Origin of the sequence: Streptomyces sp. NPDC041068, assembly GCF_040647455.1 — a bacterium.
In the GTDB taxonomy this organism is placed as follows: Bacteria; Actinomycetota; Actinomycetes; order Streptomycetales; family Streptomycetaceae; genus Streptomyces.
The window spans coordinates 604021-628911 of sequence record NZ_JBEZCG010000002.1; the positions used below are offsets into that span (position 1 = coordinate 604021).

A 24891-nucleotide genomic window follows, 5' to 3' on the forward strand; every position below is an offset into this window, starting at 1 on the left:
TCGTCTGTCGACCGCCATCCTCACCGGTCAGCCGGTCCCCGGGTCGCCGCTCGAAGGCGATCTGCGGTCCCTCGGCTTCGACGTGCGGGTCGCCTCCGACGCGGCGGACGTCGAGACGCTGCTCGCCGCCGTACCGGGTGACCAACGGGTCGCGGTCGTCGACGCGCGCTTCGTCGGTCACGTCCACGCCCTGCGCCTCGGTCTCACCGACCCCCGCTTCGCCGCGTCCGCCGTGACCGGCGCCGTCACCGCACAGCCCCAGGCTCGCAAGGACCTGGCCCGCGCCCTGCGCGCGACGGCCGGCACAGCGGGCGGCGTCGTGACGCTCGACGCGCTGCCGGACGACATCTCCGCGGCCATGGAGTCCACGGCCACGGACGTGCACCGTCCCGAGCTCGGCACCCTCGTCGCCACCGTGCCCACCGATCCGCAGGCGCGGAACGAGGCTCGGCAGGCCGTCGCCGCCGTCGACGACGAAGCCGTGCGTCTGCGTACGGCGGTCAAGTCGCGGGACGGCTTCTTCACGACGTACTGCATCTCCCCGTACTCGCGCTACATCGCCCGCTGGTGCGCCCGGCGGGGGCTGACCCCGAACCAGGTCACCACCGCCTCGCTGCTCACCGCCCTGATCGCGGCGGGCTGCGCGGCGACCGGCACCCGCGGCGGCTTCGTCGCGGCGGGCCTCCTTCTGCTCTTCTCCTTCGTCCTGGACTGCACGGACGGGCAGCTCGCCCGCTACTCCCTGCAGTACTCGACGCTCGGCGCCTGGCTGGACGCGACGTTCGACCGCGCCAAGGAGTACGCCTACTACGCGGGCCTCGCGCTCGGCGCCGCCCGAGGCGGCGACGACGTATGGGCGCTGGCCCTCGGCGCGATGATCCTGCAGACCTGCAGGCACGTCGTGGACTTCTCCTTCAACGAGGCGAACCACGACGCGACCGCCAACACCAGCCCCACCGCGGCCCTTTCGGACAAGCTCGACAGCGTCGGGTGGACGGTCTGGGTGCGCCGGATGATAGTGCTGCCGATCGGCGAGCGCTGGGCGATGATCGCCGTGCTCACCGCGCTCACCACCCCGCGCGTCACCCTGATCGTCCTGCTCGTCGGCTGCGCGCTCGCCGCCTGCTACACCACGGCGGGACGCGTCCTGCGCTCGCTGACCCGCAAGGCGACCCGCACCGACCGTGCCGCGCAGGCCCTCGGTGACCTCGCCGACAACGGCCCGCTGGCCTCCGCGTTCGCCGCCCTCGGCCGTCGGCCCTGGCTGCGCCCCGCGCCGGTCATCGCCTTCGCCGGAGGTGCCGCGGTCGTCGGCACGGCACTGGCCAACTCCTACGGCAGCCCCGTGGTCGTGGTGGCCGCGGTGGGGTACGTCATCCTGTCGGGCCTCGCTCTGGGGACCCCCCTGAAGGCCCCCCTGGACTGGCTGGTTCCGCCGTTCTTCCGCGCCGCCGAGTACGGCACGGTCCTGGTACTGGCGGCCAAAGCCGATGTGAACGGAGCGCTTCCCGCGGCTTTCGGGCTCGTGGCCGCGGTCGCCTACCATCACTACGACACGGTGTACCGCATCAAGGGCGGCACCGGCGCACCCCCGCGCTGGCTGGTGCGGGCGATCGGCGGCCAGGAGGGCAGGACCCTCGTGGTCGCACTGGCCGCGGCCCTGTTGCCCACCGCAGATTTCACCGTCGCGCTCACGGCGCTCGCCGTGGCCGTGGCACTCGTGGTGCTCGTCGAGAGCATCCGTTTCTGGGTGACCGCCCACAAACTCGGCGCACCCGCCGTACACGATGAAGGAGAACCCGCATGATCGGCCTCGTCCTGGCCGCCGGCGCCGGCCGGCGTCTGCGCCCCTACACCGAAACGCTGCCGAAGGCGCTGGTGCCCGTCGTGGGCGAGGGAACCGAGAACGAGCTGGCTGTCCTCGACCTCACCCTGAAGAACTTCGCCGAGATCGGCCTGACCGAGGTCGCGATCATCGTCGGGTACCGCAAGGAGGCGGTCTACGACCGCAAGGCGGCGCTGGAGGAGAAGTACGGCCTCAAGCTCACGCTGATCGACAACGACAAGGCCGAGGAGTGGAACAACGCCTACTCCCTGTGGTGCGGCCGCGACTCGATCAAGCACTCGGTGATCCTCGCCAACGGCGACACCGTGCACCCGGTCTCCGTCGAGAAGACGCTGCTCGCCGCCCGCGGCGACGGCAAGAAGATCATCCTCGCCCTCGACACGGTGAAGAACCTCGCCGACGAGGAGATGAAGGTCATCGTGGACCCCGAGAAGGGCGTCCAGAAGATCACCAAGCTCATGGACCCGGCCACGGCCACCGGTGAGTACATCGGTGTCACCCTCATCGAGGGCGAGGCGGCCGACGAGCTCGCCGACGCGCTGAAGACCACCTTCGAGCGCGACCCCGACCTCTACTACGAGGACGGCTACCAGGAGCTCGTCAACCGCGGCTTCAAGATCGACGTGGCGCCGATCGGCGACGTCAAGTGGGTCGAGATCGACAACCACGACGACCTCGCCAAGGGCCGGGAGATCGCGTGCCAGTACTGACGAGGCTCATCCCCTCGCCGGTCGTCGTCGACATTCGGCCGGGGGCGCTCAACGACCTGGCCGGTGTCCTCGCCGACCAGCGGATCTGCTCGTCGACCGGCAAGCTCGCCATCGCCATCAGCGGTGGCTCCGGTGCGGTGCTCCGCGAGCGGCTCTCGCCCTCGCTGAGCGGCGCGGAGTGGTTCGAGGTCGGTGGCGGCACGCTCGACGACGCCATCAAGCTCGGCGAGGCCATCAGGAAGTCGGGCCGCTACGACGCGATCGTGGGCCTCGGCGGCGGCAAGATCATCGACTGCGCCAAGTTCGCCGCGGCGCGCGTCGGCCTGCCGCTGGTCGCCGTCGCGACGAACCTGTCGCACGACGGGCTCTGCTCGCCGGTCGCGACCCTCGACAACGACGCGGGCCGCGGCTCGTACGGCGTCCCGAACCCCATCGCGGTCGTCATCGACCTCGATGTGATCCGCGAGGCGCCGGTGCGCTTCGTCCGCTCCGGCATCGGCGACGCCCTCTCCAACATCTCCGCGATCGCGGACTGGGAGCTGGCCGCCCGCGAGCGGGGCGAGGACATCGACGGCCTCGCGGCCGCCATGGCGCGCCAGGCCGGCGAGGCCGTGCTGCGCCACCCCGGCGGCGTCGGCGACGACGGGTTCCTCCAGGTCCTCGCCGAAGGCCTGGTCCTCACGGGCATCGCCATGTCCATCTCGGGCGACTCCCGCCCGGCGTCCGGCGCCTGCCACGAGATCAACCACGCCTTCGACCTCCTCTACCCCAAGCGCGCGGCCAGCCACGGCGAGCAGTGCGGACTGGGGGCGGCCTTCGCGATGCACCTGCGCGGTGCCCGCGAGGAGTCGGCGTTCATGGCCCAGGTCCTGCGCCGCCACGGCCTGCCCGTGCTGCCCGAGGAGATCGGCTTCACCGTGGAGGAGTTCGTGAAGGTCGTGGAGTTCGCTCCGCAGACCCGTCCGGGCCGCTACACGATCCTCGAACACCTCGACCTGTCCACCGACCAGATCAGGGACGCATACGCCGACTATGCAAAAGCCATCGGTAGCTGAGCTCCGCCCGGTCGTTCACCCCCCGGGGGTGAAGGACCGGCGGAGCGGCGAACACTGGGCCGGCCGGCTCTACATGCGCGAGGTCTCCCTGCGCATCGACCGGCACCTGGTGAACACGAAGGTCACGCCCAACCAGCTGACCTACGTGATGACCGTCGCCGGCGCCCTCGCGGCCCCCGCCCTGCTGGTGCCGGGCATCACGGGCGCCGTGCTCGGCGTGCTCGCGGTCCAGCTCTACCTCCTGCTCGACTGCGTCGACGGCGAGATCGCGCGCTGGAAGAAGCAGTACTCGATGGCCGGCGTCTACCTGGACCGGGTCGCCGCCTACCTGTGCGACGCCGCGGTCCTGGTCGGCTTCGGTCTGCGCGCCGCCGACCTGTGGGGCAGCGGGCGCATCGACTGGCTGTGGGCCTTCCTCGGCACCCTGGCCGCCCTCGGCGCGATCCTGATCAAGGCCGAGACGGACCTCGTCGGCGTCGCCCGTCACCAGACGGGCAAGCCGCCGGTCAAGGAAGCGGCGTCCGAGCCGCGCTCCTCCGGCATGGCGCTGGCCCGCAGGGCGGCCGCGGCGCTGAAGTTCCACCGCCTCATCCTCGGTGTCGAGGCGTCCCTGCTGATCCTGGTCCTCGCGATCGTGGACCAGGCCAGGGGCGACCTGTTCTTCTCGCGTCTCGGCGTCGCGGTGCTCGCGGGCATCGCGCTCCTGCAGACCCTGCTCCACCTCGTGTCCATCCTCGTATCGAGCAGGTTGAAGTGAACACCCCGGCACAGAAGCTGAAGGTCGGCGCCGTCATCATCACGATGGGCAACCGGCCGGAGGAGCTGCGCGCCCTCCTCGACTCGGTCGCCAAGCAGGACGGCGACCCGGTCGAGGTGGTCGTGGTCGGCAACGGCGCCCCCGTGCCGGACGTCCCCTCGGGCGTCCGCACCGTCGAGCTGCCCGAGAACCTCGGCATCCCCGGCGGCCGCAACGTCGGCATCGAGGCCTTCGGCCCCGGCGGCACCGACGTCGACATCCTGCTCTTCCTCGACGACGACGGCCTCCTTGCCACCATGGACACGGCGCAGCTGTGCCGTGAGGCCTTCGCCGCCGATCCCGAGCTCGGCATCATCAGCTTCCGCATCGCGGACCCGGACACGGGCGAGACCCAGCGCCGCCACGTGCCCCGCCTGCGCGCCTCCGACCCGATGCGCTCCTCGCGCGTGACCACCTTCCTCGGCGGCGCCAACGCCGTCCGTACGAAGGTCATCGCCGAGGTGGGCGGGCTTCCGGACGAGTTCTTCTACGCCCATGAGGAGACCGACCTCGCCTGGCGCGCGCTGAACGCGGGCTGGATGATCGACTACCGCTCCGACATGGTGCTGTTCCACCCGACGACCGCGCCGTCGCGGCACGCGGTCTACCACCGCATGGTGGCCCGCAACCGCGTCTGGCTCGCCCGCCGCAACCTCCCCGCACTGCTCGTCCCCGTCTACCTCGGCGTCTGGCTGCTCCTCACCCTCGCCCGGCGCCCCTCGGGCCCTGCCCTCAAGGCCTGGTTCGGCGGCTTCAAGGAGGGCTGGACCACGCCTTGCGGACCGCGCAAGCCCATGAAGTGGCGTACGGTGTGGCGGCTGACCCGACTGGGCCGACCTCCTGTCATCTGACAAGCTCGGGTCTGAGAGCATCTGGGCCATACCCCGGTCCCTGGCCCACGCCTACGCCCGACCGGCTGCGCATCTGAAGACGAAAGTTTCCACTCGTGAGTGAGACAACGCATGACGGCGGGGTCGCCGTGACAGCATCCCTGTCGACTCCGCCGCCCGATGACGGGCTCTCCCGGGCCGACCTCGCCGCCAAGTACGGTCTGACCGTCAGCGGCGCACGGCCCGGACTTGTCGAGTACGTCCGCCAGCTCTGGGGACGGCGCCACTTCATCCTCGCCTTCTCGCAGGCGAAGTTGACCGCCCAGTACAGCCAGGCCAAGCTCGGCCAGCTGTGGCAGGTGGCGACGCCGCTCCTGAACGCGCTCGTCTACTTCCTGATCTTCGGCCTGATCCTCGGCGCCGACCGCGGCTTCCCCCGGGAGGTGTACGTCCCGTTCCTGGTCACCGGCGTCTTCGTCTTCACCTTCACGCAGTCCTCGGTGATGGCGGGCGTCCGTGCGATCTCGGGCAACCTCGGCCTGGTGCGCGCGCTGCACTTCCCGCGCGCCTCGCTGCCGATCTCGTTCTCGCTGCAGCAGCTCCAGCAGCTGCTGTTCTCGATGATCGTGCTCTTCGTCATCGCCATCGGCTTCGGCAGCTACCCGAAGCTGTCGTGGCTGCTGATCGTCCCGGTCCTGGTCCTGCAGTTCCTCTTCAACACCGGGCTCGCGATGATCATGGCGCGCCTGGGCAGCAAGACCCCCGACCTCGCGCAGTTGATGCCGTTCGTGATGCGTACGTGGATGTACGCGTCCGGCGTGATGTTCTCCATCCCGGTCATGCTGGAGGACAAGCCGCAGTGGATCGCGGACATCCTGCAGTGGAACCCGGCCGCCATCTACATGGATCTGATGCGCTTCGCCCTGATCGACGGCTACGGCTCCGAGAACCTGCCGCCGCACGTCTGGGCGGTCGCGGCCGGCTGGGCCGTGCTGTTCGCCGTCGGCGGGTTCGTGTACTTCTGGAAGGCTGAGGAGCGGTACGGCCGTGGCTGACGACAAGAACGACCGGACCGACCAGAACACAGCCAAGGGGCACATCCCCACCGTCATCGCCGACGAGCTGCACATCGTCTACCGCGTCAACGGCGCGAAGACGGGCAAGGGCAGCGCCACCTCCGCGCTGAGCCGCATTCTCAGGCGGGGCGAGGAGCGCGGCGTGCGCAAGGTGCACGCCGTGCGCGGGGTCAGTTTCACCGCCTACCGCGGTGAGGCCATCGGCCTGATCGGCTCGAACGGCTCGGGCAAGTCCACCCTGCTGCGGGCCATCGCGGGCCTGCTCCCCGCGGAGAAGGGCAAGGTCTACACCGACGGCCAGCCCTCGCTGCTCGGTGTGAACGCGGCCCTGATGAACGACCTGACCGGCGAGCGCAACGTCATACTCGGCGGGCTCGCCATGGGCATGTCCCGCGAGCAGATCAAGGCGCGCTACCAGGAGATCGTCGACTTCTCCGGCATCAACGAGAAGGGCGACTTCATCACCCTGCCGATGCGCACCTACTCCTCCGGCATGGCGGCCCGTCTGCGCTTCTCCATCGCGGCCGCCAAGGACCACGACGTCCTCATGATCGACGAGGCCCTGGCCACCGGCGACCGCAAGTTCCAGAAGCGCTCCGAGGCCCGCATCCGCGAGCTCCGCAAGGAGGCCGGAACGGTCTTCCTCGTCAGCCACAACAACAAGTCGATCCGCGACACCTGCGACCGCGTGCTGTGGCTGGAGCGCGGTGAGCTGCGCATGGACGGCCCGACCGACGAGGTCATCAAGGAGTACGAGAAGTTCACGGGCAAGTAGCCCGATCGAGCCATCGGGCCACCACCCGTTCGGCAGCAGGGCCCCGCCGGGGAGCATCCGGCGGGGCCCTGTCGTGTCCTGGGGTCCCGGCTGTCCCACCGGCCTCTCAACTCGCCCTGGCCCAGGGAAGATTGACGCCAATCGGTGCGTTGTTGTGATGTGCGGAACACCCCGACGATGCGCCATGGGTTGTACAACGTAAGCTGTACCGGTGCTGATTCGCGGCAAGTGGGGCGATATCGCGCGGCGCCCCGGCCCGGAGCGTGGTCCGCGTCGCGGAGAGCCGGGCGGCGTGTCCGAAATAGGATGTATTCGGTCGGCAGTGTAGAACGGGAGATGTGACGGCAATGGCTACGGATGATCTCCAGCTCCGCGATGCATCCGCCGTCCTCGACAAGGCCGCGGAAGAGAACTTCCCCGTGGCGCCCTTCTTCCTGCCCCGGGCCTGGCGCGACGACCTCATGGCCGTGTACGGCGTCGTCCGCCTCATCGACGACATCGGCGACGGCGATCTCGCCCCCGAAGCCGCCCACGCCCGCTATCTCGGGGTGGACGGCGCGGCCGCCGAGGATCCGCTGAGGCTGCTCGACGCGGTCGAGGCGGACCTGCGCAGGGTCTTCGACGGCACCGGCGCCGGTCACCCGCTGCTGCGGGCACTGCGGCCGACCGCCGAGCGCGGGGGCGTGACGGCGGAGCCCTTTCTGGCCCTGATCGCCGCCAACCGCCAGGACCAGCTCGTCTCGCGCTACGAGACCTACGACGACCTCGTCGCGTACTGCGCGCTCTCCGCGAACCCCATCGGCCGCCTCGTGCTCGCCATCACCGGCACGGAGACGCCCGAGCGTATTCGCAGGTCGGACGCCGTCTGTACCGGTCTGCAGATCGTCGAGCACCTCCAGGACGTCGCCGAGGACCTGCGGCGCGACCGCATCTACCTGCCCGCCGAGGACATGAAGCGATTCCATGTGAGCGAGTCCGATCTGACCCGGCCGACAGCGGGCGCTTCGGTGCGCGCGCTGGTCGCATTCGAAACAGAACGCGCCCGCGGCCTCCTGAATGAAGGCACCCCCCTGGTGGGTAGCGTCCACGGCAGGCTGAAGCTGCTGCTTGCGGGGTTCGTGGCAGGGGGGAGGGCGGCGGTCCAGGCGATCGTTGCTGCCCGATACGACGTGCTTCCTGGACCACCCAAGCCCACCAAGCCCCGAATGCTGCGTGAAGCAGGGGCGGTTCTGCGAGGAGAGGGGTGAGCCGGACCGTGGAGACCGTTCCGCACGTGTCCGCGCCGGTGCTCGCCGCGTACAGCTACTGCGAGGCCGTGACCGGACAGCAGGCGCGCAATTTCGCGTACGGCATCAGGCTGCTGCCGACGCCGAAGCGGCGTGCCATGTCCGCGCTCTACGCGCTCTCTCGGCGGGTGGACGACATCGGCGACGGCGCGCTCGCGCCGGACGTCAAGGCGGACCGGCTCGACGACACCCGGGCGCTGCTCGCCCGGATCCGCGCGGGCGAGGTGGAGGAGGACGACACCGACCCGGTGGCGGTCGCCCTCGCGCACGCCGCCACGCACTTCCCCATCCCGCTGAGCGGCCTCGACGAACTCATCGACGGCGTCCTGATGGACGTGCGCGGTGAGACGTACGAGACGTGGGAGGACCTGAAGGTCTACTGCCGCTGTGTGGCCGGGGCGATCGGGCGGCTCTCGCTCGGCGTGTTCGGTACGGAGCGGGGGGCGCTCCACGCCGACCGCGCGCCGGAGTACGCGGACACGCTCGGTCTGGCGCTCCAACTCACCAATATTCTCAGGGACGTTCGCGAGGACGCGGAGGGCGGGCGGACCTATCTGCCCGCAGAGGACCTCGCCAAGTTCGGCTGCTCTGCCGGGTTTTCGGGCTCCGAGCCGCCCGCCGGGTCGGACTTCGCGGGCCTCGTCCACTTCGAAGTGCGCCGCGCCCGTACCCTGTTCGCCGAGGGCTACCGCCTGCTGCCGATGCTGGACCGGCGCAGTGGTGCCTGTGTGGCGGCCATGGCGGGCATCTACCGCCGCCTCCTCGACCGCATCGAGCGGGAGCCGGAGGCGGTCCTGCGGGGCCGTGTCTCGCTGCCGGGTCGCGAGAAGGCGTACGTCGCCGTGCGCGGCCTGTCCGGCCTCGACGCGCGGAACGTGTCACGACAGACCATCAGGAGGCGTGTGTGATGCGCATCCAGGATGATCGTGGGGCAGCTGGGACAACCTTCGCAAAGCGGCGGGCAACCCTCCGCTCTATGGTCGCGTCACAGACTGCAACGGCCGAAGGGGAGGGTGCATGAAGAGCGACGACATGCGGCCCGAGGGGCTGATCGCGGACGCCGAAGGCCGCCCTGGTGGGGCGGCCGCCGTAGTGGTCGGCGGGGGACTCGCCGGCATCACCGCCGCGCTCTCGCTCGCCGACGCGGGGCTGCGCGTGACGCTGCTCGAAGGGCGGCCGCGGCTCGGCGGGCTCGCGTTCTCCTTCCGGCGCGGTGAGCTGACCGTCGACAACGGCCAGCACGTCTATCTGCGCTGCTGCACCGCATACCGCTGGTTCCTCGACCGCATCGAGGGTGCGCATCTGGCACCCCTGCAGGAACGTCTCGACGTGCCCGTGCTCGACGCCGACCGGAACCGGCTGGGACGGCTGCGGCGCACCGCGCTGCCCGTGCCGCTGCATCTGGCGGCGAGCCTTGCCACGTACCCGCATCTGTCGGTCGCCGAGCGCGCCAAGGTGGGGCGCGCGGCGCTCGCCCTCAAGGGACTCGACCCGGCCGATCCCGTGCTCGACGGCCAGGACTTCGGCAGCTGGCTGGCCGGGCACGGCCAGTCGGCGCGCGCCATCGAGGCCCTCTGGGACCTCGTGGGAGTGGCCACCCTCAACGCCGTCGCGGGCGATGCCTCGCTGGGGCTCGCCGCGATGGTGTTCAAGACCGGGCTGCTCTCGGACCCGGGCGCCGCCGACATCGGCTGGTCCCGGGTGCCCCTCGGTGATCTGCACGACACGCTTGCCCGCAAGGCGCTCGACTCCGCGGGAGTCCGTACGGAACTGAAGACACGCGTCACCTCCATCTCCCGTACGGACAACGGCGGTTGGCGCGTCGAGGTTCCCGGCGAGTCCATCGAGGCCGACACCGTCGTGCTCGCCGTGCCGCAGCACGAGACGCACGATCTGCTCCCGGACGGCGCCCTCGAGCGGCCCGACCGGCTGCTCGACATCGACGACGCGCCGATCCTCAACATCCACGTCGTGTACGACAGGAAGGTCCTCAAGCGGCCCTTCTTCGCCGCGCTCGGCACGCCGATCCAGTGGGTCTTCGACCGCACCGAGGCCTCCGGCCTCGCCGAGGGCCAGTACCTCGCGCTGTCGCAGTCGGCCGCCCAGGACGAGATCGACGCGCCCGTCGCCGCGCTGCGCGAGCGCTATCTGCCCGAGCTGGAGCGGCTGTTGCCCGCCGCGCACGGTGCCGAGGTGCGGGACTTCTTCGTCACCCGCGAGCGCACCGCCACCTTCGCGCCCACGCCCGGCGTCGGCAGGCTCAGGCCCGGGGCCCGCACCAAGGCCCGCGGCCTGTACCTCGCGGGCGCGTGGACCGCCACCGGATGGCCCGCGACCATGGAGAGCGCCGTACGCAGCGGCATCAGCGCGGCCGAAGCCGCCCTCTCCACCCTCGACCGCCCCCGTGATCACCTCTTCGCATTCGAGGAGGCGGCGGCGTGAAGCTGGATCTTCTGGGGTCAGGTCCCCAGGAACTTCGCACCGGAACAAGCACCGGAACAAGAGGAGAAACTGTGCCGACTGTGCCCTCGGCCGAAAAAACGGCTGCCGACACGGTGGACGTGGCCTCACTGCTCGAGCGCGGAAGGACCCTGGCCACCCCGGTGCTGCGGGCCGCTGTGGACCGCCTCGCGCCACCCATGGACACCGTCGCCGCCTACCACTTCGGCTGGATCGACGCCGCCGGCAACCCCTCCGACGGCGACGGCGGCAAGGCCGTGCGCCCCGCGCTCGCGCTGCTCTCCGCGGAAGCCGCCGGTGCGGCGCCCGAGGTCGGCGTACCCGGCGCGGTCGCCGTCGAGCTCGTGCACAACTTCTCGCTGCTGCACGACGATCTGATGGACGGCGACGAGCAGCGCCGCCACCGCGACACGGTGTGGAAGGTCCACGGCCCCGCGCAGGCCATCCTCGTCGGCGACGCCCTCTTCGCGCTCGCCAACGAAGTCCTCCTGGAGCTCGGCACCGTCGAGGCCGGCCGCGCCACGCGCCGCCTGACCACCGCCACGCGCGCGCTGATCGACGGCCAGGCGCAGGACATCTCGTACGAGCACCGCGAGCGGGTCACCGTCGAGGAGTGCCTGGAGATGGAGGGCAACAAGACGGGCGCCCTGCTCGCCTGCGCGGTCTCCATCGGTGCCGTGCTCGGCGGCGCGGACGACCGCACCGCCGACACCCTGGAGAAGTACGGCTACCACCTCGGCCTCGCCTTCCAGGCCGTGGACGACCTGCTCGGCATCTGGGGCGACCCGGAGGCCACCGGCAAGCAGACATGGAGCGATCTGCGGCAGCGCAAGAAGTCGCTGCCGGTCGTCGCCGCGCTCGCCGCGGGCGGCCCCGCGTCCGAGCGGCTCGGCGAGCTGCTCGCCGCCGACGCCAAGAGCAGTGACTTCGAAAACTTCTCCGAGGAGGAGTTCGCCGCGCGCGCCGCCCTGATCGAAGAGGCGGGCGGCCGCGAGTGGACCGCCGAGGAGGCCCGGCGCCAGCACACCATCGCCATCGAGGCGCTGGACACCGTCCAGATGCCGGACCGGGTACGGGCGCAGCTCGTCGCGCTCGCCGACTTCGTCGTCGTACGAAAGAGATGATCACTATCGCGCGGATATGACTCGCAGTCGCCGGCCGGCGCTTCGCGTCGGCCGACGGCGGACCCACAGCAGACGTAGCCACTGCACTGCACGAAGGGGAAGCCATGACAGCGACGACCGACGGAAGCACCGGAGCGGCCACGCCCCGCGCAGCCTCGGCCAGCCAGCCCATCGAGACGACCGCCGCGGCGGCAGGCACACGCGACGCCGCCGCGCGCGCCATACAACGCTCCGCAGAGTTCCTGCTCTCCCGACAGGACGCCCAGGGTTGGTGGAAGGGCGACCTCGAGACCAATGTGACCATGGACGCCGAGGACCTCCTCCTGCGGCAGTTCCTCGGGATCAGGGACGAGAAGACCACGCACGCGGCCGCCCTCTTCATCCGCGGCGAACAGCGTGACGACGGCACCTGGGCCACCTTCTTCGGCGGACCCGGCGAACTCTCCACCACCATCGAGGCGTACGTCGCGCTGCGCCTGGCCGGCGACCTGCCCGACGCGCCGCACATGGCCAAGGCCTCCGCGTGGATCCGTGACCAGGGCGGCATCGCCGCGAGCCGGGTCTTCACCCGTATCTGGCTTGCCCTGTTCGGCTGGTGGAAGTGGGACGACCTGCCCGAACTCCCGCCGGAGCTCATCTACTTCCCCAAGTGGTTCCCGCTCAACATCTACGACTTCGGCTGCTGGGCGCGGCAGACCATCGTGCCGCTCACGATCGTCTCCGCCAAGCGCCCGGTGCGCCCCGCGCCCTTCGCCCTGGACGAGTTGCACACCGACGCGCGCAACCCGCGCCCCGCCAAGCCCCTTGCCCCGGTGGCGAGTTGGGACGGCGTCTTCCAGCGGCTCGACAAAGCGCTGCACCTGTACCACAAGGTCGCGCCGCGCACGGTGCGCAAGGCCGCCATGAACAGCGCCGCGCGCTGGATCGTCGAGCGGCAGGAGAACGACGGCTGCTGGGGCGGGATCCAGCCGCCCGCCGTGTACTCCGTCATCGCGCTGCACCTGCTCGGCTACGACCTCGACCACCCGGTCCTCAAGGCGGGGCTCGCGTCCCTCGACCGCTTCGCCGTGTGGCGCGAGGACGGCGCGCGGATGATCGAGGCCTGCCAGTCGCCCGTGTGGGACACCTGCCTGGCCACCATCGCGCTCGCGGACGCCGGACTCCCCGCGGACCACCCGCAGTTGGTCAAGGCCGCGGACTGGATGCTCGGCGAGCAGATCGTGCGGCCCGGCGACTGGTCGGTGCGCAGACCCCGACTGGCGCCGGGCGGCTGGGCGTTCGAGTTCCACAACGACAACTACCCCGACATCGACGACACCGCGGAGGTCGCGCTCGCGCTGCGCCGGGTCAAGCACCCGGACAAGGCCCGCCTGGAGAACGCGATCGAGCGCGGGGTGCGCTGGAACCTCGGCATGCAGTCGAAGAACGGCGCCTGGGGTGCCTTCGACGTCGACAACACCAGCGCCTTCCCCAACCGGCTGCCGTTCTGCGACTTCGGCGAGGTCATCGACCCGCCGTCCGCCGACGTCACCGGGCACGTGGTGGAGATGCTCGCCGTCGAGGGCAGGTCCCACGACCCGCGCACCCGGCGCGGCATCGAGTGGCTCCTCGCCGAACAGGAGGAGAACGGCGCCTGGTTCGGGCGCTGGGGCGTCAACTACATCTACGGCACAGGGTCGGTGGTGCCCGCGCTGGTCACGGCGGGGCTGCCCGCCGCGCACCCCGCGATCCGCCGCGCCGTGGCCTGGGTGGAGTCGGTGCAGAACGACGACGGCGGCTGGGGCGAGGACCTGCGCTCCTACCGGGACCGGGGCTGGGTCGGCCACGGCACGTCGTCCGCGTCGCAGACCGCCTGGGCGCTGCTCGCGCTGCTCTCGGCAGGGGAGCGCGAGGCCAAGTCCGTGGAGCGGGGCATCGCCTGGCTCGCCGAGACGCAGCGCGAGGACGGCTCCTGGGACGAGCCGTACTTCACCGGCACCGGCTTCCCGTGGGACTTCTCCATCAACTACCACCTGTACCGGCAGGTGTTCCCCCTCACCGCCCTCGGCCGGTACATCAACGGGGAGCCCTTCGCGAGCGGTTCCGATCACTTCGGCAAGGGGAGCTGATGGACGCGACCCCGGCCCCCCGGCCGGGCCCCGCGCCGCTGCTGATCGCCTGCGCGCTCGGCATCGAGCACCTCGCCCTGCGCACCGGAGACCGCAGCGGCGCGCCGGGAGCCATGACCGTGCTGCGCACCGGCATGGGCCCAAGGAACGCCGAGCGCGCCGTCAGCGGTGCGCTCGGCAAGGAGCCCCTGCGCGACGCGGCCGTCCTGGCCACCGGCTTCTGCGCCGGACTCGCCCCCGGTATGCACCCCGGCGACCTCGTCGTCGCCGAGGAGACCAGGGACGCGCGCGGCAGCACCCCCTGTACGGGGACCGGTCTGCTGGTCAAGGAGCTGGTGCGGGCCGTGCCCGGCCGCACCGTGCACACCGGACCGCTCACCGGCTCCGATCACGTCGTCCGCGGCCATGAGCGCGGCGATCTCCTGGCCACCGGCGCGATCGCCGTGGACATGGAGTCGGCCGCGACGCTGCACAGCGCCGTCCGCGCCGGACGGCGGCCCGTTGCGGCCGTCCGGGTGGTCGTGGACGCCCCACAGCACGAACTCGTCCGTATCGGCACGGTGCGCGGTGGAATATCAGCTTTCCGCGTCCTGCGTGCCGTGCTCCCCGCTTTCTTCGAATGGCACCGTTCTTCTTTGCTCCCTCGGAGGTGAGCCAGATGGCCATGCCGCTGCGCCAGTCCATCAAGGTCGCTACGTATCTCTTTGAACAGAAGCTGCGCAAGCGGGACAAGTTCCCGCTGATCGTCGAATTGGAGCCGCTCTTCGCCTGCAACCTGAAGTGCGAGGGCTGCGGGAAGATCCAGCACCCGGCCGGTGTGCTCAAGCAGCGCATGCCGGTCGCCCAGGCCGTGGGCGCCGTTCTGGAGTCGGGTGCGCCGATGGTGTCCATCGCCGGCGGCGAGCCGCTGATGCACCCTCAGATCGATGAGATCGTGCGGCAGTTGGTGGCGAAGAAGAAGTACATCTTCCTCTGCACCAACGCCATGCTGCTGCGCAAGAAGATGGACAAGTTCAAGCCCTCGCCGTATTTCGCTTTCGCCGTGCACATCGACGGCATGCGGGAGCGGCACGACGAGTCCGTTGCGAAGGAAGGCGTCTTCGACGAGGCGGTGGCGGCCATCAAGGAGGCCAAGCGGCGCGGCTTCCGCGTCACCACCAATTCGACCTTCTTCAACACGGACACCCCGCAGACCATCATCGAGGTCCTGAACTTCCTCAATGACGACCTTCAGGTCGACGAGATGATGCTCTCGCCCGCCTACGCCTACGAGAAGGCCCCCGACCAGGAGCACTTCCTGGGCGTGGACCAGACCCGCGAGCTCTTCAAGAAGGCCTTCGCGGGCGGCAACCGGCGCCGCTGGCGGCTCAACCACTCGCCGCTCTTCCTGGACTTCCTGGAGGGCAAGGCGGACTTCCCGTGCACCGCGTGGGCGATCCCCAATTACTCGCTGTTCGGCTGGCAGCGCCCCTGCTACCTGATGAGCGACGGCTACGTCCCCACGTACCGGCAACTCATCGAGGAGACCGACTGGAGCAAGTACGGCCGTGGCAAGGACCCGCGCTGCGCCAACTGCATGGCGCACTGCGGCTACGAACCCACCGCCGTCCTCGCCACCATGGGCTCCCTCAAGGAGTCCATCCGCGCGGCACGCGAGACGGTCTCCGGAAACCGCGGGTGACGTCATGACCCCTGGAGAGCCCGTCTCTTTGGGTCTCCCGGAGCTGCCGGTCCGGCCGATCGCCGAGCGCCGCGTCTCGCGGCGCATCGAGGTCGGGCCGGTGGCCGTGGGGGGCGGTGCGCCGGTCTCGGTGCAGTCGATGACCACGACGCGTACGTCCGACATCGGGGCGACGCTGCAGCAGATCGCCGAGCTGACCGCGTCCGGCTGTCAGATCGTGCGGGTGGCGTGTCCGACGCAGGACGACGCGGACGCGCTCGCCACGATCGCGCGGAAGTCCCAGATCCCGGTGATCGCGGACATCCACTTCCAGCCGAAGTACGTCTTCGCGGCGATCGACGCCGGGTGCGCGGCGGTCCGCGTGAACCCGGGCAACATCAAGCAGTTCGACGACAAGGTGCGCGAGATCGCGCGGGCGGCCAAGGACGCGGGCACGCCCATCCGGATCGGCGTCAACGCAGGCTCGCTCGACAAGCGGCTGCTCGCCAAGTACGGCAGGGCGACGCCCGAAGCGCTCGTCGAGTCGGCGCTGTGGGAGGCCTCGCTCTTCGAGGAGCACGGCTTCCGGGACATCAAGATCTCGGTGAAGCACAACGACCCGGTGGTCATGGTCAACGCCTACCGTCAGTTGGCGGCGGCCTGCGACTATCCGCTGCACCTGGGCGTGACGGAGGCGGGTCCGGCCTTCCAGGGCACGATCAAGTCGGCGGTGGCCTTCGGCGCGCTGCTCTCCGAGGGCATCGGCGACACCATCCGTGTCTCGCTGTCCGCGCCGCCCGCCGAGGAGGTCAAGGTCGGCATCCAGATCCTGGAGTCGCTCGGGCTGCGGCAGCGCCGCCTGGAGATCGTTTCCTGCCCGTCCTGCGGGCGTGCCCAGGTCGACGTCTACAAGCTGGCCGACGAGGTCACGGCGGGGCTCGACGGCATGGAGGTGCCGCTGCGCGTCGCCGTCATGGGGTGTGTGGTCAACGGCCCCGGGGAGGCCCGCGAGGCCGATCTCGGGGTCGCGTCCGGCAATGGCAAGGGCCAGATCTTCGTCAAGGGCGAGGTCATCAAGACCGTCCCCGAGTCGAAGATCGTCGAGACCCTCATCGAAGAGGCGATGAAGATCGCCGCGCAGATGGAGGACGCCGGCGTCCCTTCAGGGGTGCCCGACGTCACCGTGAGCTGAGAGCAATCAGAGAGGGGGCCCGAGCATGACCATTCTCGACACCATTCGGGGGCCGCGCGACCTCAAGGCGCTGACCGAGGCCCAGCTCGGCGAACTGGCCGAGGAGATCAGGGAGTTCCTGGTGCACGCGGTCGCGAGGACCGGCGGACACCTCGGGCCCAACCTGGGGGTGGTGGAGTTGTCCATCGCCCTGCACCGGGTCTTCGAGTCGCCGGTCGACCGCATCGTGTGGGACACCGGCCACCAGAGCTACGTACACAAGCTGCTCACCGGGCGGCAGGACTTCTCCAAGCTGCGCGGCAAGGGCGGCCTCTCGGGCTATCCCTCGCGCGAGGAGTCCGAGCACGACATCGTCGAGAACAGCCACGCGTCGACCGCGCTCGGCTGGGCCGACGGCCTGGCCAAGGCGCGGCAGGTGCTCGGCGAGCGGGGCCATGTGGTCGCCGTCATCGGGGACGGCGCGCTCACGGGCGGCATGGCGTGGGAGGCGCTGAACAACATCGCGGCCGCGAAGGACCGGCCGCTGATCATCGTCGTGAACGACAACGAGCGCTCCTACGCCCCGACCATCGGAGGTCTCGCCAACCACCTCGCCACGCTGCGCACGACCGACAGCTACGAGCAGGTGCTCGCCTGGGGCAAGGACATACTCCAGCGCACGCCCGTGATCGGGCGCACGCTCTACGAGTCCCTGCACGGCGCCAAGAAGGGGTTCAAGGACGCCTTCGCCCCGCAGGGCATGTTCGAGGACCTCGGCCTGAAGTACGTCGGGCCGATCGACGGGCACGACACCGGCGCCGTGGAGTCGGCGCTGCGACGCGCGAAACGCTTCCACGGCCCCGTCCTCGTCCACTGCCTGACGGAGAAGGGGCGCGGGTACGAGCCCGCGCTCGCCGACGAGGCCGACCGCTTCCACACCGTCGGCGTCATGGACCCGCTCACCTGCGAGCCGCTCGCACCGTCCAACGGCCCGTCCTGGACCTCGGTGTTCGGGGACGAGATCGTCCGCATCGGCGCCGAACGCGAGGACGTCGTCGCCATCACCGCGGCCATGCTCGGTCCGGTCGGCCTGACGAAGTTCGCCGAGGCCTATCCCGACCGGGTGTGGGACGTCGGCATCGCCGAGCAGCACGCCGCGGTGTCGGCCGCCGGGCTCGCCACGGGCGGGCTCCATCCGGTGGTCGCGGTGTACGCCACCTTCCTCAACCGCGCCTTCGACCAGTTGCTCATGGATGTCGCGCTGCACCGGTGCGGGGTGACGTTCGTACTCGACCGGGCCGGGGTGACCGGTGTGGACGGCGCCTCGCACAACGGCATGTGGGACCTCTCCATCCTCCAGGTCGTGCCGGGCCTCAGGATCGCCGCGCCGCGCGACGCGGACCAGCTGCGCACGCAGCTGCGGGAGGCGGTCGCGGTGGACGACGCGCCGACGCTCATCCGCTTCCCCAAGGAGTCCGTGGGGCCCGCGATCCCCGCGGTCGACCGGCTCGGGGGCATGGACGTGCTGCTCCGGGAGCAGGACTCCGACGGCGCCGACGACGTCCTGCTCGTCGCGGTCGGGGTGATGGCCCCGGTCTGTCTGCAGGCCGCCGAGCTGCTCCGGGAGCGCGGTCTGCGCTGCACCGTCGTCGACCCGCGCTGGGTCAAGCCGGTCGACGCCGCGCTGGCGGGGCTCGCCGCGCGCCACCGCGTCGTCGCGGTCGTCGAGGACAACAGCAGGGCCGCCGGGGTCGGCGCGGCCGTCGCGCTGGCGCTCGACGAGGCCGAAGTGGACGTACCCGTCAAGCGGTTCGGGATCCCCGAGCAGTTCCTCGCGCACGCCAAGCGGGGCGAGGTCCTCGCGGATCTCGGGCTCACGCCGGTCGAGATCGCGGGGCGGATCAGCGCCGCCCTGGCCGCCAAGGAGAGCAAGGAGAGCGCGGGGGAGCCGGACCCAGGCAAGGAGCACAGCGCATGACCAAGGAGTTCGACCTCGGCAGGCTCCTCGCCGAGCGGGGTGCCGAGCGGTACGAACTGCACGCGAGGCACCTCAACCACCAACTGCCGCGCATGCTGCACACCATCGGCTTCGACAAGGTCTACGAGCGGGCCGAGGGCGCGTACTTCTGGGACGCGGAGGGCAACGACTACCTCGACATGCTGGCCGGGTTCGGCGTGATGGGCCTCGGTCGGCACCACCCCGTCGTACGCAAGGCCCTGCACGACGTCCTTGACGCCTCGCTCGCCGACCTCACCCGCTTCGACTGCCAGCCGCTGCCCGGCCTGCTCGCCGAGCAACTGCTCGTCCACAGCCCGCACTTGGACCGGGTCTTCTTCGGCAACAGCGGGACGGAGGCCGTCGAGACCGCGCTGAAGTTCGCGCGGTACGCGACCGGGAAGCCCCGGGTGCTGTACTGCGCGCACGCCTTCCACGGCCTGACCACCGGGTCGCTCTCGGTCAACGGCGAGAGCGGCTTCCGGGACGGCTTCGCGCCGCTGCTGCCCGACACGGCCGTCCCGCTCGGCGATCTGGACGCCCTGAAGCGGGAGTTGGGCAAGGGGGACGTCGCCGGGCTCATCGTCGAGCCCATCCAGGGCAAGGGCGTGCACGAGACGCCGCCCGGATATCTGCGCGCCGCCCAGGAGTTGCTGCACAAGCACAAGGCGCTCCTGATCGCCGACGAGGTGCAGACCGGCCTCGGCAGGACCGGCGACTTCTACGCCTATCAGCACGAGGAGGGGGTCGAGCCCGACCTGGTGTGCGTCGCCAAGGCGCTGTCCGGCGGCTATGTGCCCTGCGGCGCGACGCTCGGCAAGGACTGGATCTTCAAGAAGGTCTACTCGTCGATGGACCGGGTGCTCGTGCACTCGGCGAGCTTCGGCTCCAACGCCCAGGCCATGGCGGCCGGGCTCGCCGTGCTGGCCGTGATGGAGGACGAGAAGGTCGTCGAGAACGCCCGGGTGACCGGCGAGCTGCTCAAGTCGCGGCTCGCCGCGCTCGTGGACCGCTACGAGCTCCTGAGCGAGGTGCGCGGCCGCGGCCTCATGGTCGGCATCGAGTTCGGGCGGCCCAAGTCGCTGAAGCTGCGCAGCCGTTGGACGATGCTGCAGGCCGCCCGCAAGGGGCTGTTCGCGCAGATGGTCGTCGTGCCGCTGCTGCAGAAGCACCGCATCCTCACGCAGGTCTCCGGTGACCATCTGGAAGTCATCAAGCTGATCCCGCCGCTGACCGTGGGGGAGCGGGAGGTGGACCGCTTCGTCGAGGCCTTCACCGCGGTCATGGACGAGGCACACAGCGGTGGCGGGCTGATGTGGGACTTCGGCAAGACGCTGGTGAAGCAGGCGGTCGCCAACCGCTGAGGCGGGCGCCACGGGGGTCTTTTGCCTCTCGGGCAAGAAAGTTGCCCGAGAGGCAAGGCTCTGGCTCAATCAAGGTATGAGCCCTGCCGAGCCCGTCGAGCCCGCCGCGCCAGCCGAGCCGACACAGGCGGCCGAAGCGCTGCCCGCCGTCGCGCCCCAGCTGCGTGAGCTGCGCCGCCGCGCGTCCCTCACGCTGGAGGCCGCAGCCCGCACCGCCGGGCTTTCGCCCGCCCATCTGTCCCGCCTGGAGACCGGGCAGCGCCAGCCGTCGCTGCCGATGCTGCTCGCGCTCGCCCGCGTCTACGGTACGACGGTCTCGGAGCTGCTCGGCGAGACGGTCGCCGACCGGGACGCGGTCGTCCGCGCCGCGGACATGGAGCCGACCAGGGCCGGCGGCTGGACCTATTGGCAGGCGGGCGCACCGGGCCGCGGTATGCAGGCCCTGCGCGTCCACGTCCCGCACGGGGCACAGGGCGACATCGTGCGCGTCCACCCCGGTGAGGAGTGGCTGTACGTCCTGCGGGGGCGGCTGCGCCTGACCCTCGGCGACACCGCGCACACCCTCGGCCCGGGGGACAGCGCGCACTTCGACTCGCTGACCCCGCACAGGATCGCCGCCGCCGACCGTGGCGGCGCCGATCTCCTGTTCGTCCACACGTTGCTGCAGAGTCCCGCCACCGCGCTGTGCCTCGGCGGCCCTACTCAGGGAGACCCGACATGACGGAACCGGAACCGCAGGGACCCACCGCTCCGGAGCAGCCCGCCCGCAAGGCGATGCGCATGGAGGAGAAGTTCCCCCGGGCGCTCTGGGTCCGCCTGATCATCTACGTCGCGGTGGGCCACATCTTCGCGGCCTTCATTTATCTGCTGTTCGAGCTGGGGGCGCAGAACCAGTAGCGCCCCCCGGCTCCCGCCTCAGTCGAGGAGGCGCTCGCGGAGCCGCTCACGGGTCGCCGCGCTCAGCTTGAGGCCCTCGGAGAGGTACGTGTCCGTGTCGCCCCAGGTCAGCTCGATCGTCTCGAAGGCCGCCGCGAGGTACTCGGCGCGGGCGTCGAAGAGCGGGTTGAGGAGCTCCATGACCTCGGGGGACATCGCGTTCGGGGAGTCGTCGGTGCGGTGCACCTTGTAGCGCCGGTGCGCCGCGTTCGACTCCAGGTAGTCCGCCTCGATGGCGTCGCGCTCGACGCCGACGGCGAGCAGCGTGACCGCTATGGACAGGCCCGCCCGGTCCTTGCCCGCCGCGCAGTGCATCAGGGCGGGCACGCTGTCCTCGGCGAGCGCGTGGAGCACCTGGCTGTGCTCGGCGGTGCGCTCCTTGATGATCGAGCGGTACGAGGACGACATCCGGTCGGCGGCCTTGCCGTCCGACAGGAGCGCACGCAGCTCGTCGAGGTTGCCGTCGCGGACCATCTTCCAGAACTCGGCGCCGTCGGCGGGGTCGCTCAGCGGCAGATTCACGTTGCGCACGCCGGGCAGCGTCACGTCCGGGCCTTCCAGGCGCTGGTCGGCGACGTTGCGGAAGTCGAAGATCGTGTGCAGGCCCAGCGAGGCGAGGAACGCGGCGTCGGTCTCGGTGGCGTGCGCGAGGTGGCCGCTGCGGAACAGCCGGCCGGTCCTGACACGGCGGCCGTCCACCGTCGGCAGTCCGCCCACGTCGCGGAAGTTGCGCACTCCGGCCAGCTCGGGCTCGGTCGACGGGACCTGCTGCGTCACGGGCTCTCCCTCATGATCTGCGTCCGGCGCTGGTCGCCGGTGGTTGCGCCTTCGACGATACGACATGGGTTCCTGAGGCAATCACCCCCGCGTGACGGTTGCCCGGACGGGAACACAGCCCTGACCATGTGCGTAGGTACGCGCGCGTGTCACCTGTCCGGATCGCAGGCGGGCTCTGCGGGGGCTGATGGTCGAGGTCGGCGAGGACGGACGGACCTGGCTCCTGTCGGGGCCCACGAGCAGCTACGCGCTGCGGCTCACGGAGCGGGACGAGCTGAGGCATCTGTACTGGGGGCCGCGCATCGCGCTCGCGGACGCGCAGGCGCTCGCCGCCGAGCGGGAGTTCGCGTCGCCGCTCGCCAACAACGCGGAGTACCCCTTCGACATCGACTCCCATGAGTGGCGGTACTACAACGCGGCAGTGAACGACGACGAACTCCAGGTGCACTTCCGCGACGCCCCGCGTCATCTGCAGACGACCCTCGCCTACCGGCTGCGGGGCGACGTCATCGAGCGGTACGCCGTCCTCGTCCACGAGGGCGACCACCGCGCACCGGACGTGGAACTGCCGCGCACCGACTCCGGGATCTGGAATCTGCCCCGGCGCGGGCGCTGGCGGCTCTCGCAGCTGCACGGCGGACAGGGCGGTGTGGGGGCGCGGTCGTGGTCGCGGCTCGTGCGGAGCGATCTCGCGTACGGGGAGCAGGTCATCGGCGGCAGGGGGCGCGCCGGACATCCGTATCTGCCGTGGGTGGCGCTCGACGCGGAGGGGGCGGACGAGGAGAGCGGTGAGGTGTACAGCTGCGCGCTCGCCTGGACCGAGCCCTGGCGGATCGCCGTGCGTCAACTGCCCGACGGCGCCGTGCAGATCACCGGCGGTGCGGGGTACGACGGCTTCGGTGCCCGTGTCCTCGAGCCCCGCACCGCGATCGTCGCGCCCGTCTTCGCCGGGCTGTGGAGCGGCGCGGGCTTCGGCGGTGCCAGCCGCGCCTGGCACGCCTACCAGCGCGAGCACGTCCTCCCGGACGCGGACGAGGTGCGGCCCGTCCTGTACGAGGCGCAAGAGGCCGCAGGGCCGGGCCTGTCCGAGGAGCGGCAACGGGCGCTGGCAGTGAAGGCGGCGGAGCTCGGCGTCGAGCTGTTCGTCGTGGACGGGACGTACGGCGGGCCCGAAGGGGAGCTGGGCGGGCCCGAAGGGACGTACGGCGGACTCAGGGCTCTCGCCGACGCCGTGCACGCGCTGGGGATGCGGTTCGGGGTGCGGGTGGAGCTGGAGGCGGTCGACCCCGACGGCGGCCTCTCGCTCGCCGACGTCCACGTACGGCTGCGGCGCCGGCTCCGCGCCGTGCTCGCGGCGGCGCCGGTCGACCACGTGACGTGGGACGATCCGGTGGCCCGTCGAGAGCACGCGGACGACCTGCTGCACCGGCTGCGCACGGATCACCCTGCCGTGACCTTCCAACCCGGCTGGGGCGGCGGCCGGGGCGACCTCGACGCCCTCTCCCGGCACGGCCTGGGCCAGCTGTACCCCGCGCACATGCTGGCCACCCGGGTGAACGACCGGGCGGGCTCGCTCTCCTGCCGGTTCGTGAGCGCCATGGCGGGGGCGCTCGGCATCGGCGCGGACCTGACGCACTGGTGCGAGGACGAGCTGGCCGAGGCCCGCGACTGGGTGGAGCTCCACAAGGAGATCAGGCCCGTGGTGCAGTTCGGCGACCTGTACCGGCTGCGGCCCCCGAACGGAGGACTGAGCGCCGTGCAATACGTCATCGGGGACCACTCCGTCGTCCTCGCCCTGCTGTCGGAGCGGGCCCAGGGGGAGGAACCGGGGCCGCTGCGGCTGCGCGGGCTCGACCCGGCGGCGGTGTACTCGTGCGCGGACACGGGGGAGTCGTACCGAGGGGCGGTGCTGCTGCACCGAGGGTTGCGGACCGGTCTGGGCGGCGACGCCGACGCGGCCGTGTTCCGGTTGCGGCGGTTATTCCGGCTTGGGTGAATCTTGACCAATGGCTTATCTCACGCCCCGTCAACCCCTCCCTACGGTGGCGTAGGTCACTTAGGGAGGTGAAAGATGTGACTTCGTGAGCGCAGAGTCGACATCCTTCATCAATCACCCCATCAACAACGGCGTATTCAACTCCTACGCAGCGGTCGGCGACAGCTTCACCGAAGGCGTGGGTGACCCGGGGCCCGACGGCGCGTTCGTCGGGTGGGCCGACCGCCTCGCCGTCCTGCTGGACGACCGGGTGCCCGAGCACACCTTCCGGTACGCGAACCTCGCCGTCCGCGGCAAGCTCCTCGACCAGATCGTCGCGGACCAGGTGCCGCGCGCCAAGGAGCTCGCCCCGGAGCTGGTCACGTTCTGTGCCGGCGGCAACGACATCATCCGCCCCGGCACCGACCCCGACGAGCTCGCCGAGCGCTTCGAGCGGGCCGTCGCGGACCTCTCGTCCGCGGTCGGCACGGTCATGGTGACCACCGGCTTCGACACCCGTGGCGTCGCGGTGCTCAAGCACCTGCGCGGCAAGATCGCCACGTACAACATGCACGTCCGCGCGATCGCCGACCGGTACGGCTGCCCGGTGCTCGACCTGTGGTCCCTCAAGACCGTGCAGGACCGTCGTGCCTGGGACGGCGACCGGCTGCACCTCTCCGCCGAGGGGCACACGCGCGTGGCGCTGCGCGCGGGTCAGGTCCTCGGCCTCGACGTGCCCGCCGACCCCGACCAGCCGTGGCCGCCGCTGCCTCCGCGCGGCACGCTGGAGGTGCGGCGCGACGACATCCACTGGGCGCGCGAGTACCTGGTCCCGTGGATCGGCCGGCGCATCCGGGGTGAGAGCTCCGGGGACCACGTCGAGGCGAAGGGCTTCCGCAACCCCCACACCATCAAGATGCAGATCGAGGCGGCTTCCTGACGGACC

At 70.8% G+C, this 24891-nt stretch carries 22 protein-coding genes; 21 read left to right on the forward strand and 1 reads right to left on the reverse strand.

What is annotated here, in order from left to right:
• Nucleotides 1-4: 4 nt before the first annotated feature.
• From AB0B50_RS06530 to AB0B50_RS06620, 19 genes are all read left to right on the forward strand, one after another.
• A complete protein-coding gene (locus AB0B50_RS06530) occupies nucleotides 5-1807 on the forward strand; it encodes a DUF5941 domain-containing protein (RefSeq protein WP_362326888.1) in 1803 nt (600 codons plus the stop codon).
• On the forward strand, nucleotides 1804-2556 hold the full coding sequence (locus AB0B50_RS06535) for a phosphocholine cytidylyltransferase family protein (protein ID WP_362326516.1): 753 nt from the start codon (nucleotides 1804-1806) through the stop codon (nucleotides 2554-2556). The genes AB0B50_RS06530 and AB0B50_RS06535 overlap by 4 nt, the downstream gene beginning before the upstream one ends.
• Complete coding sequence (locus AB0B50_RS06540; RefSeq protein ID WP_362326518.1) at nucleotides 2544-3611, forward strand: iron-containing alcohol dehydrogenase family protein; 1068 nt, start codon at nucleotides 2544-2546, stop codon at nucleotides 3609-3611. The genes AB0B50_RS06535 and AB0B50_RS06540 overlap by 13 nt, the downstream gene beginning before the upstream one ends.
• Nucleotides 3589-4368: a CDP-alcohol phosphatidyltransferase family protein gene (locus AB0B50_RS06545; protein ID WP_362326520.1), complete on the forward strand. Its 780-nt coding sequence runs from the start codon at nucleotides 3589-3591 to the stop codon at nucleotides 4366-4368. The genes AB0B50_RS06540 and AB0B50_RS06545 overlap by 23 nt, the downstream gene beginning before the upstream one ends.
• Before the next feature lie 17 nt (nucleotides 4369-4385).
• Nucleotides 4386-5258 carry a glycosyltransferase gene (locus AB0B50_RS06550; protein ID WP_362326891.1) on the forward strand — a complete coding sequence of 291 codons (873 nt, stop codon included), beginning with the start codon at nucleotides 4386-4388 and terminating at the stop codon, nucleotides 5256-5258.
• Between the two features lie 95 nt (nucleotides 5259-5353).
• Nucleotides 5354-6292 carry an ABC transporter permease gene (locus tag AB0B50_RS06555; protein WP_362326522.1) on the forward strand — a complete coding sequence of 313 codons (939 nt, stop codon included), beginning with the start codon at nucleotides 5354-5356 and terminating at the stop codon, nucleotides 6290-6292.
• Nucleotides 6285-7088 (forward strand): ABC transporter ATP-binding protein, encoded by an 804-nt coding sequence (locus tag AB0B50_RS06560; protein ID WP_362326525.1) that lies wholly within the window; start codon nucleotides 6285-6287, stop codon nucleotides 7086-7088. Before AB0B50_RS06555 ends, AB0B50_RS06560 begins: the two co-directional genes overlap by 8 nt.
• A gap of 347 nt (nucleotides 7089-7435) precedes the next feature.
• Nucleotides 7436-8335 carry a squalene synthase HpnC gene (gene hpnC, locus AB0B50_RS06565; protein ID WP_362326527.1) on the forward strand — a complete coding sequence of 300 codons (900 nt, stop codon included), beginning with the start codon at nucleotides 7436-7438 and terminating at the stop codon, nucleotides 8333-8335.
• Nucleotides 8332-9282, forward strand: a complete 951-nt coding sequence (hpnD, locus tag AB0B50_RS06570) for a presqualene diphosphate synthase HpnD (RefSeq protein ID WP_362326529.1) — start codon at nucleotides 8332-8334, stop codon at nucleotides 9280-9282. The genes hpnC and hpnD overlap by 4 nt, the downstream gene beginning before the upstream one ends.
• Nucleotides 9283-9406: 124 nt before the next feature.
• Nucleotides 9407-10816 carry a hydroxysqualene dehydroxylase HpnE gene (gene hpnE / locus AB0B50_RS06575; protein ID WP_362326894.1) on the forward strand — a complete coding sequence of 470 codons (1410 nt, stop codon included), beginning with the start codon at nucleotides 9407-9409 and terminating at the stop codon, nucleotides 10814-10816.
• On the forward strand, nucleotides 10813-11958 hold the full coding sequence (locus tag AB0B50_RS06580; protein WP_362326531.1) for a polyprenyl synthetase family protein: 1146 nt from the start codon (nucleotides 10813-10815) through the stop codon (nucleotides 11956-11958). Before hpnE ends, AB0B50_RS06580 begins: the two co-directional genes overlap by 4 nt.
• Nucleotides 11959-12062: 104 nt before the next feature.
• On the forward strand, nucleotides 12063-14066 hold the full coding sequence (shc, locus tag AB0B50_RS06585; protein ID WP_362326533.1) for a squalene--hopene cyclase: 2004 nt from the start codon (nucleotides 12063-12065) through the stop codon (nucleotides 14064-14066).
• On the forward strand, nucleotides 14066-14719 hold the full coding sequence (locus AB0B50_RS06590; protein WP_362326536.1) for a 1-hydroxy-2-methyl-2-butenyl 4-diphosphate reductase: 654 nt from the start codon (nucleotides 14066-14068) through the stop codon (nucleotides 14717-14719). Before shc ends, AB0B50_RS06590 begins: the two co-directional genes overlap by 1 nt.
• A gap of 5 nt (nucleotides 14720-14724) precedes the next feature.
• A complete protein-coding gene (gene hpnH / locus AB0B50_RS06595; RefSeq protein ID WP_055697310.1) occupies nucleotides 14725-15747 on the forward strand; it encodes an adenosyl-hopene transferase HpnH in 1023 nt (340 codons plus the stop codon).
• A gap of 4 nt (nucleotides 15748-15751) precedes the next feature.
• Complete coding sequence (gene ispG, locus AB0B50_RS06600) at nucleotides 15752-16918, forward strand: flavodoxin-dependent (E)-4-hydroxy-3-methylbut-2-enyl-diphosphate synthase (protein WP_362326540.1); 1167 nt, start codon at nucleotides 15752-15754, stop codon at nucleotides 16916-16918.
• 25 nt (nucleotides 16919-16943) lie between these two features.
• A complete protein-coding gene (gene dxs / locus AB0B50_RS06605) occupies nucleotides 16944-18875 on the forward strand; it encodes a 1-deoxy-D-xylulose-5-phosphate synthase (protein ID WP_362326542.1) in 1932 nt (643 codons plus the stop codon).
• Complete coding sequence (locus AB0B50_RS06610; RefSeq protein ID WP_362326544.1) at nucleotides 18872-20257, forward strand: aspartate aminotransferase family protein; 1386 nt, start codon at nucleotides 18872-18874, stop codon at nucleotides 20255-20257. The genes dxs and AB0B50_RS06610 overlap by 4 nt, the downstream gene beginning before the upstream one ends.
• 76 nt (nucleotides 20258-20333) lie before the next feature.
• Nucleotides 20334-20978 carry an XRE family transcriptional regulator gene (locus AB0B50_RS06615; RefSeq protein WP_362326547.1) on the forward strand — a complete coding sequence of 215 codons (645 nt, stop codon included), beginning with the start codon at nucleotides 20334-20336 and terminating at the stop codon, nucleotides 20976-20978.
• A gap of 59 nt (nucleotides 20979-21037) precedes the next feature.
• Nucleotides 21038-21154, forward strand: coding sequence for a DUF6126 family protein (locus AB0B50_RS06620; RefSeq protein ID WP_362326896.1), 117 nt, complete (start codon nucleotides 21038-21040; stop codon nucleotides 21152-21154).
• A gap of 18 nt (nucleotides 21155-21172) precedes the next feature.
• On the opposite strand, the gene AB0B50_RS06625 is transcribed toward AB0B50_RS06620, so the two are convergent.
• On the reverse strand, nucleotides 21173-21970 hold the full coding sequence (locus AB0B50_RS06625; RefSeq protein ID WP_362326550.1) for a tyrosine-protein phosphatase: 798 nt from the start codon (nucleotides 21968-21970) through the stop codon (nucleotides 21173-21175).
• 187 nt (nucleotides 21971-22157) lie between these two features.
• Here AB0B50_RS06625 and AB0B50_RS06630 point away from each other — a divergent pair, with 187 nt between their 5' ends.
• The gene (locus tag AB0B50_RS06630) at nucleotides 22158-23966 is read left to right on the forward strand and encodes a glycoside hydrolase family 36 N-terminal domain-containing protein (RefSeq protein ID WP_362326553.1); all 1809 of its coding nucleotides are present in this window, start codon (nucleotides 22158-22160) and stop codon (nucleotides 23964-23966) included.
• A gap of 85 nt (nucleotides 23967-24051) precedes the next feature.
• On the forward strand, nucleotides 24052-24885 hold the full coding sequence (locus AB0B50_RS06635) for an SGNH/GDSL hydrolase family protein (protein ID WP_362326555.1): 834 nt from the start codon (nucleotides 24052-24054) through the stop codon (nucleotides 24883-24885).
• The last annotated feature ends 6 nt before the right edge of the window (nucleotides 24886-24891 follow it).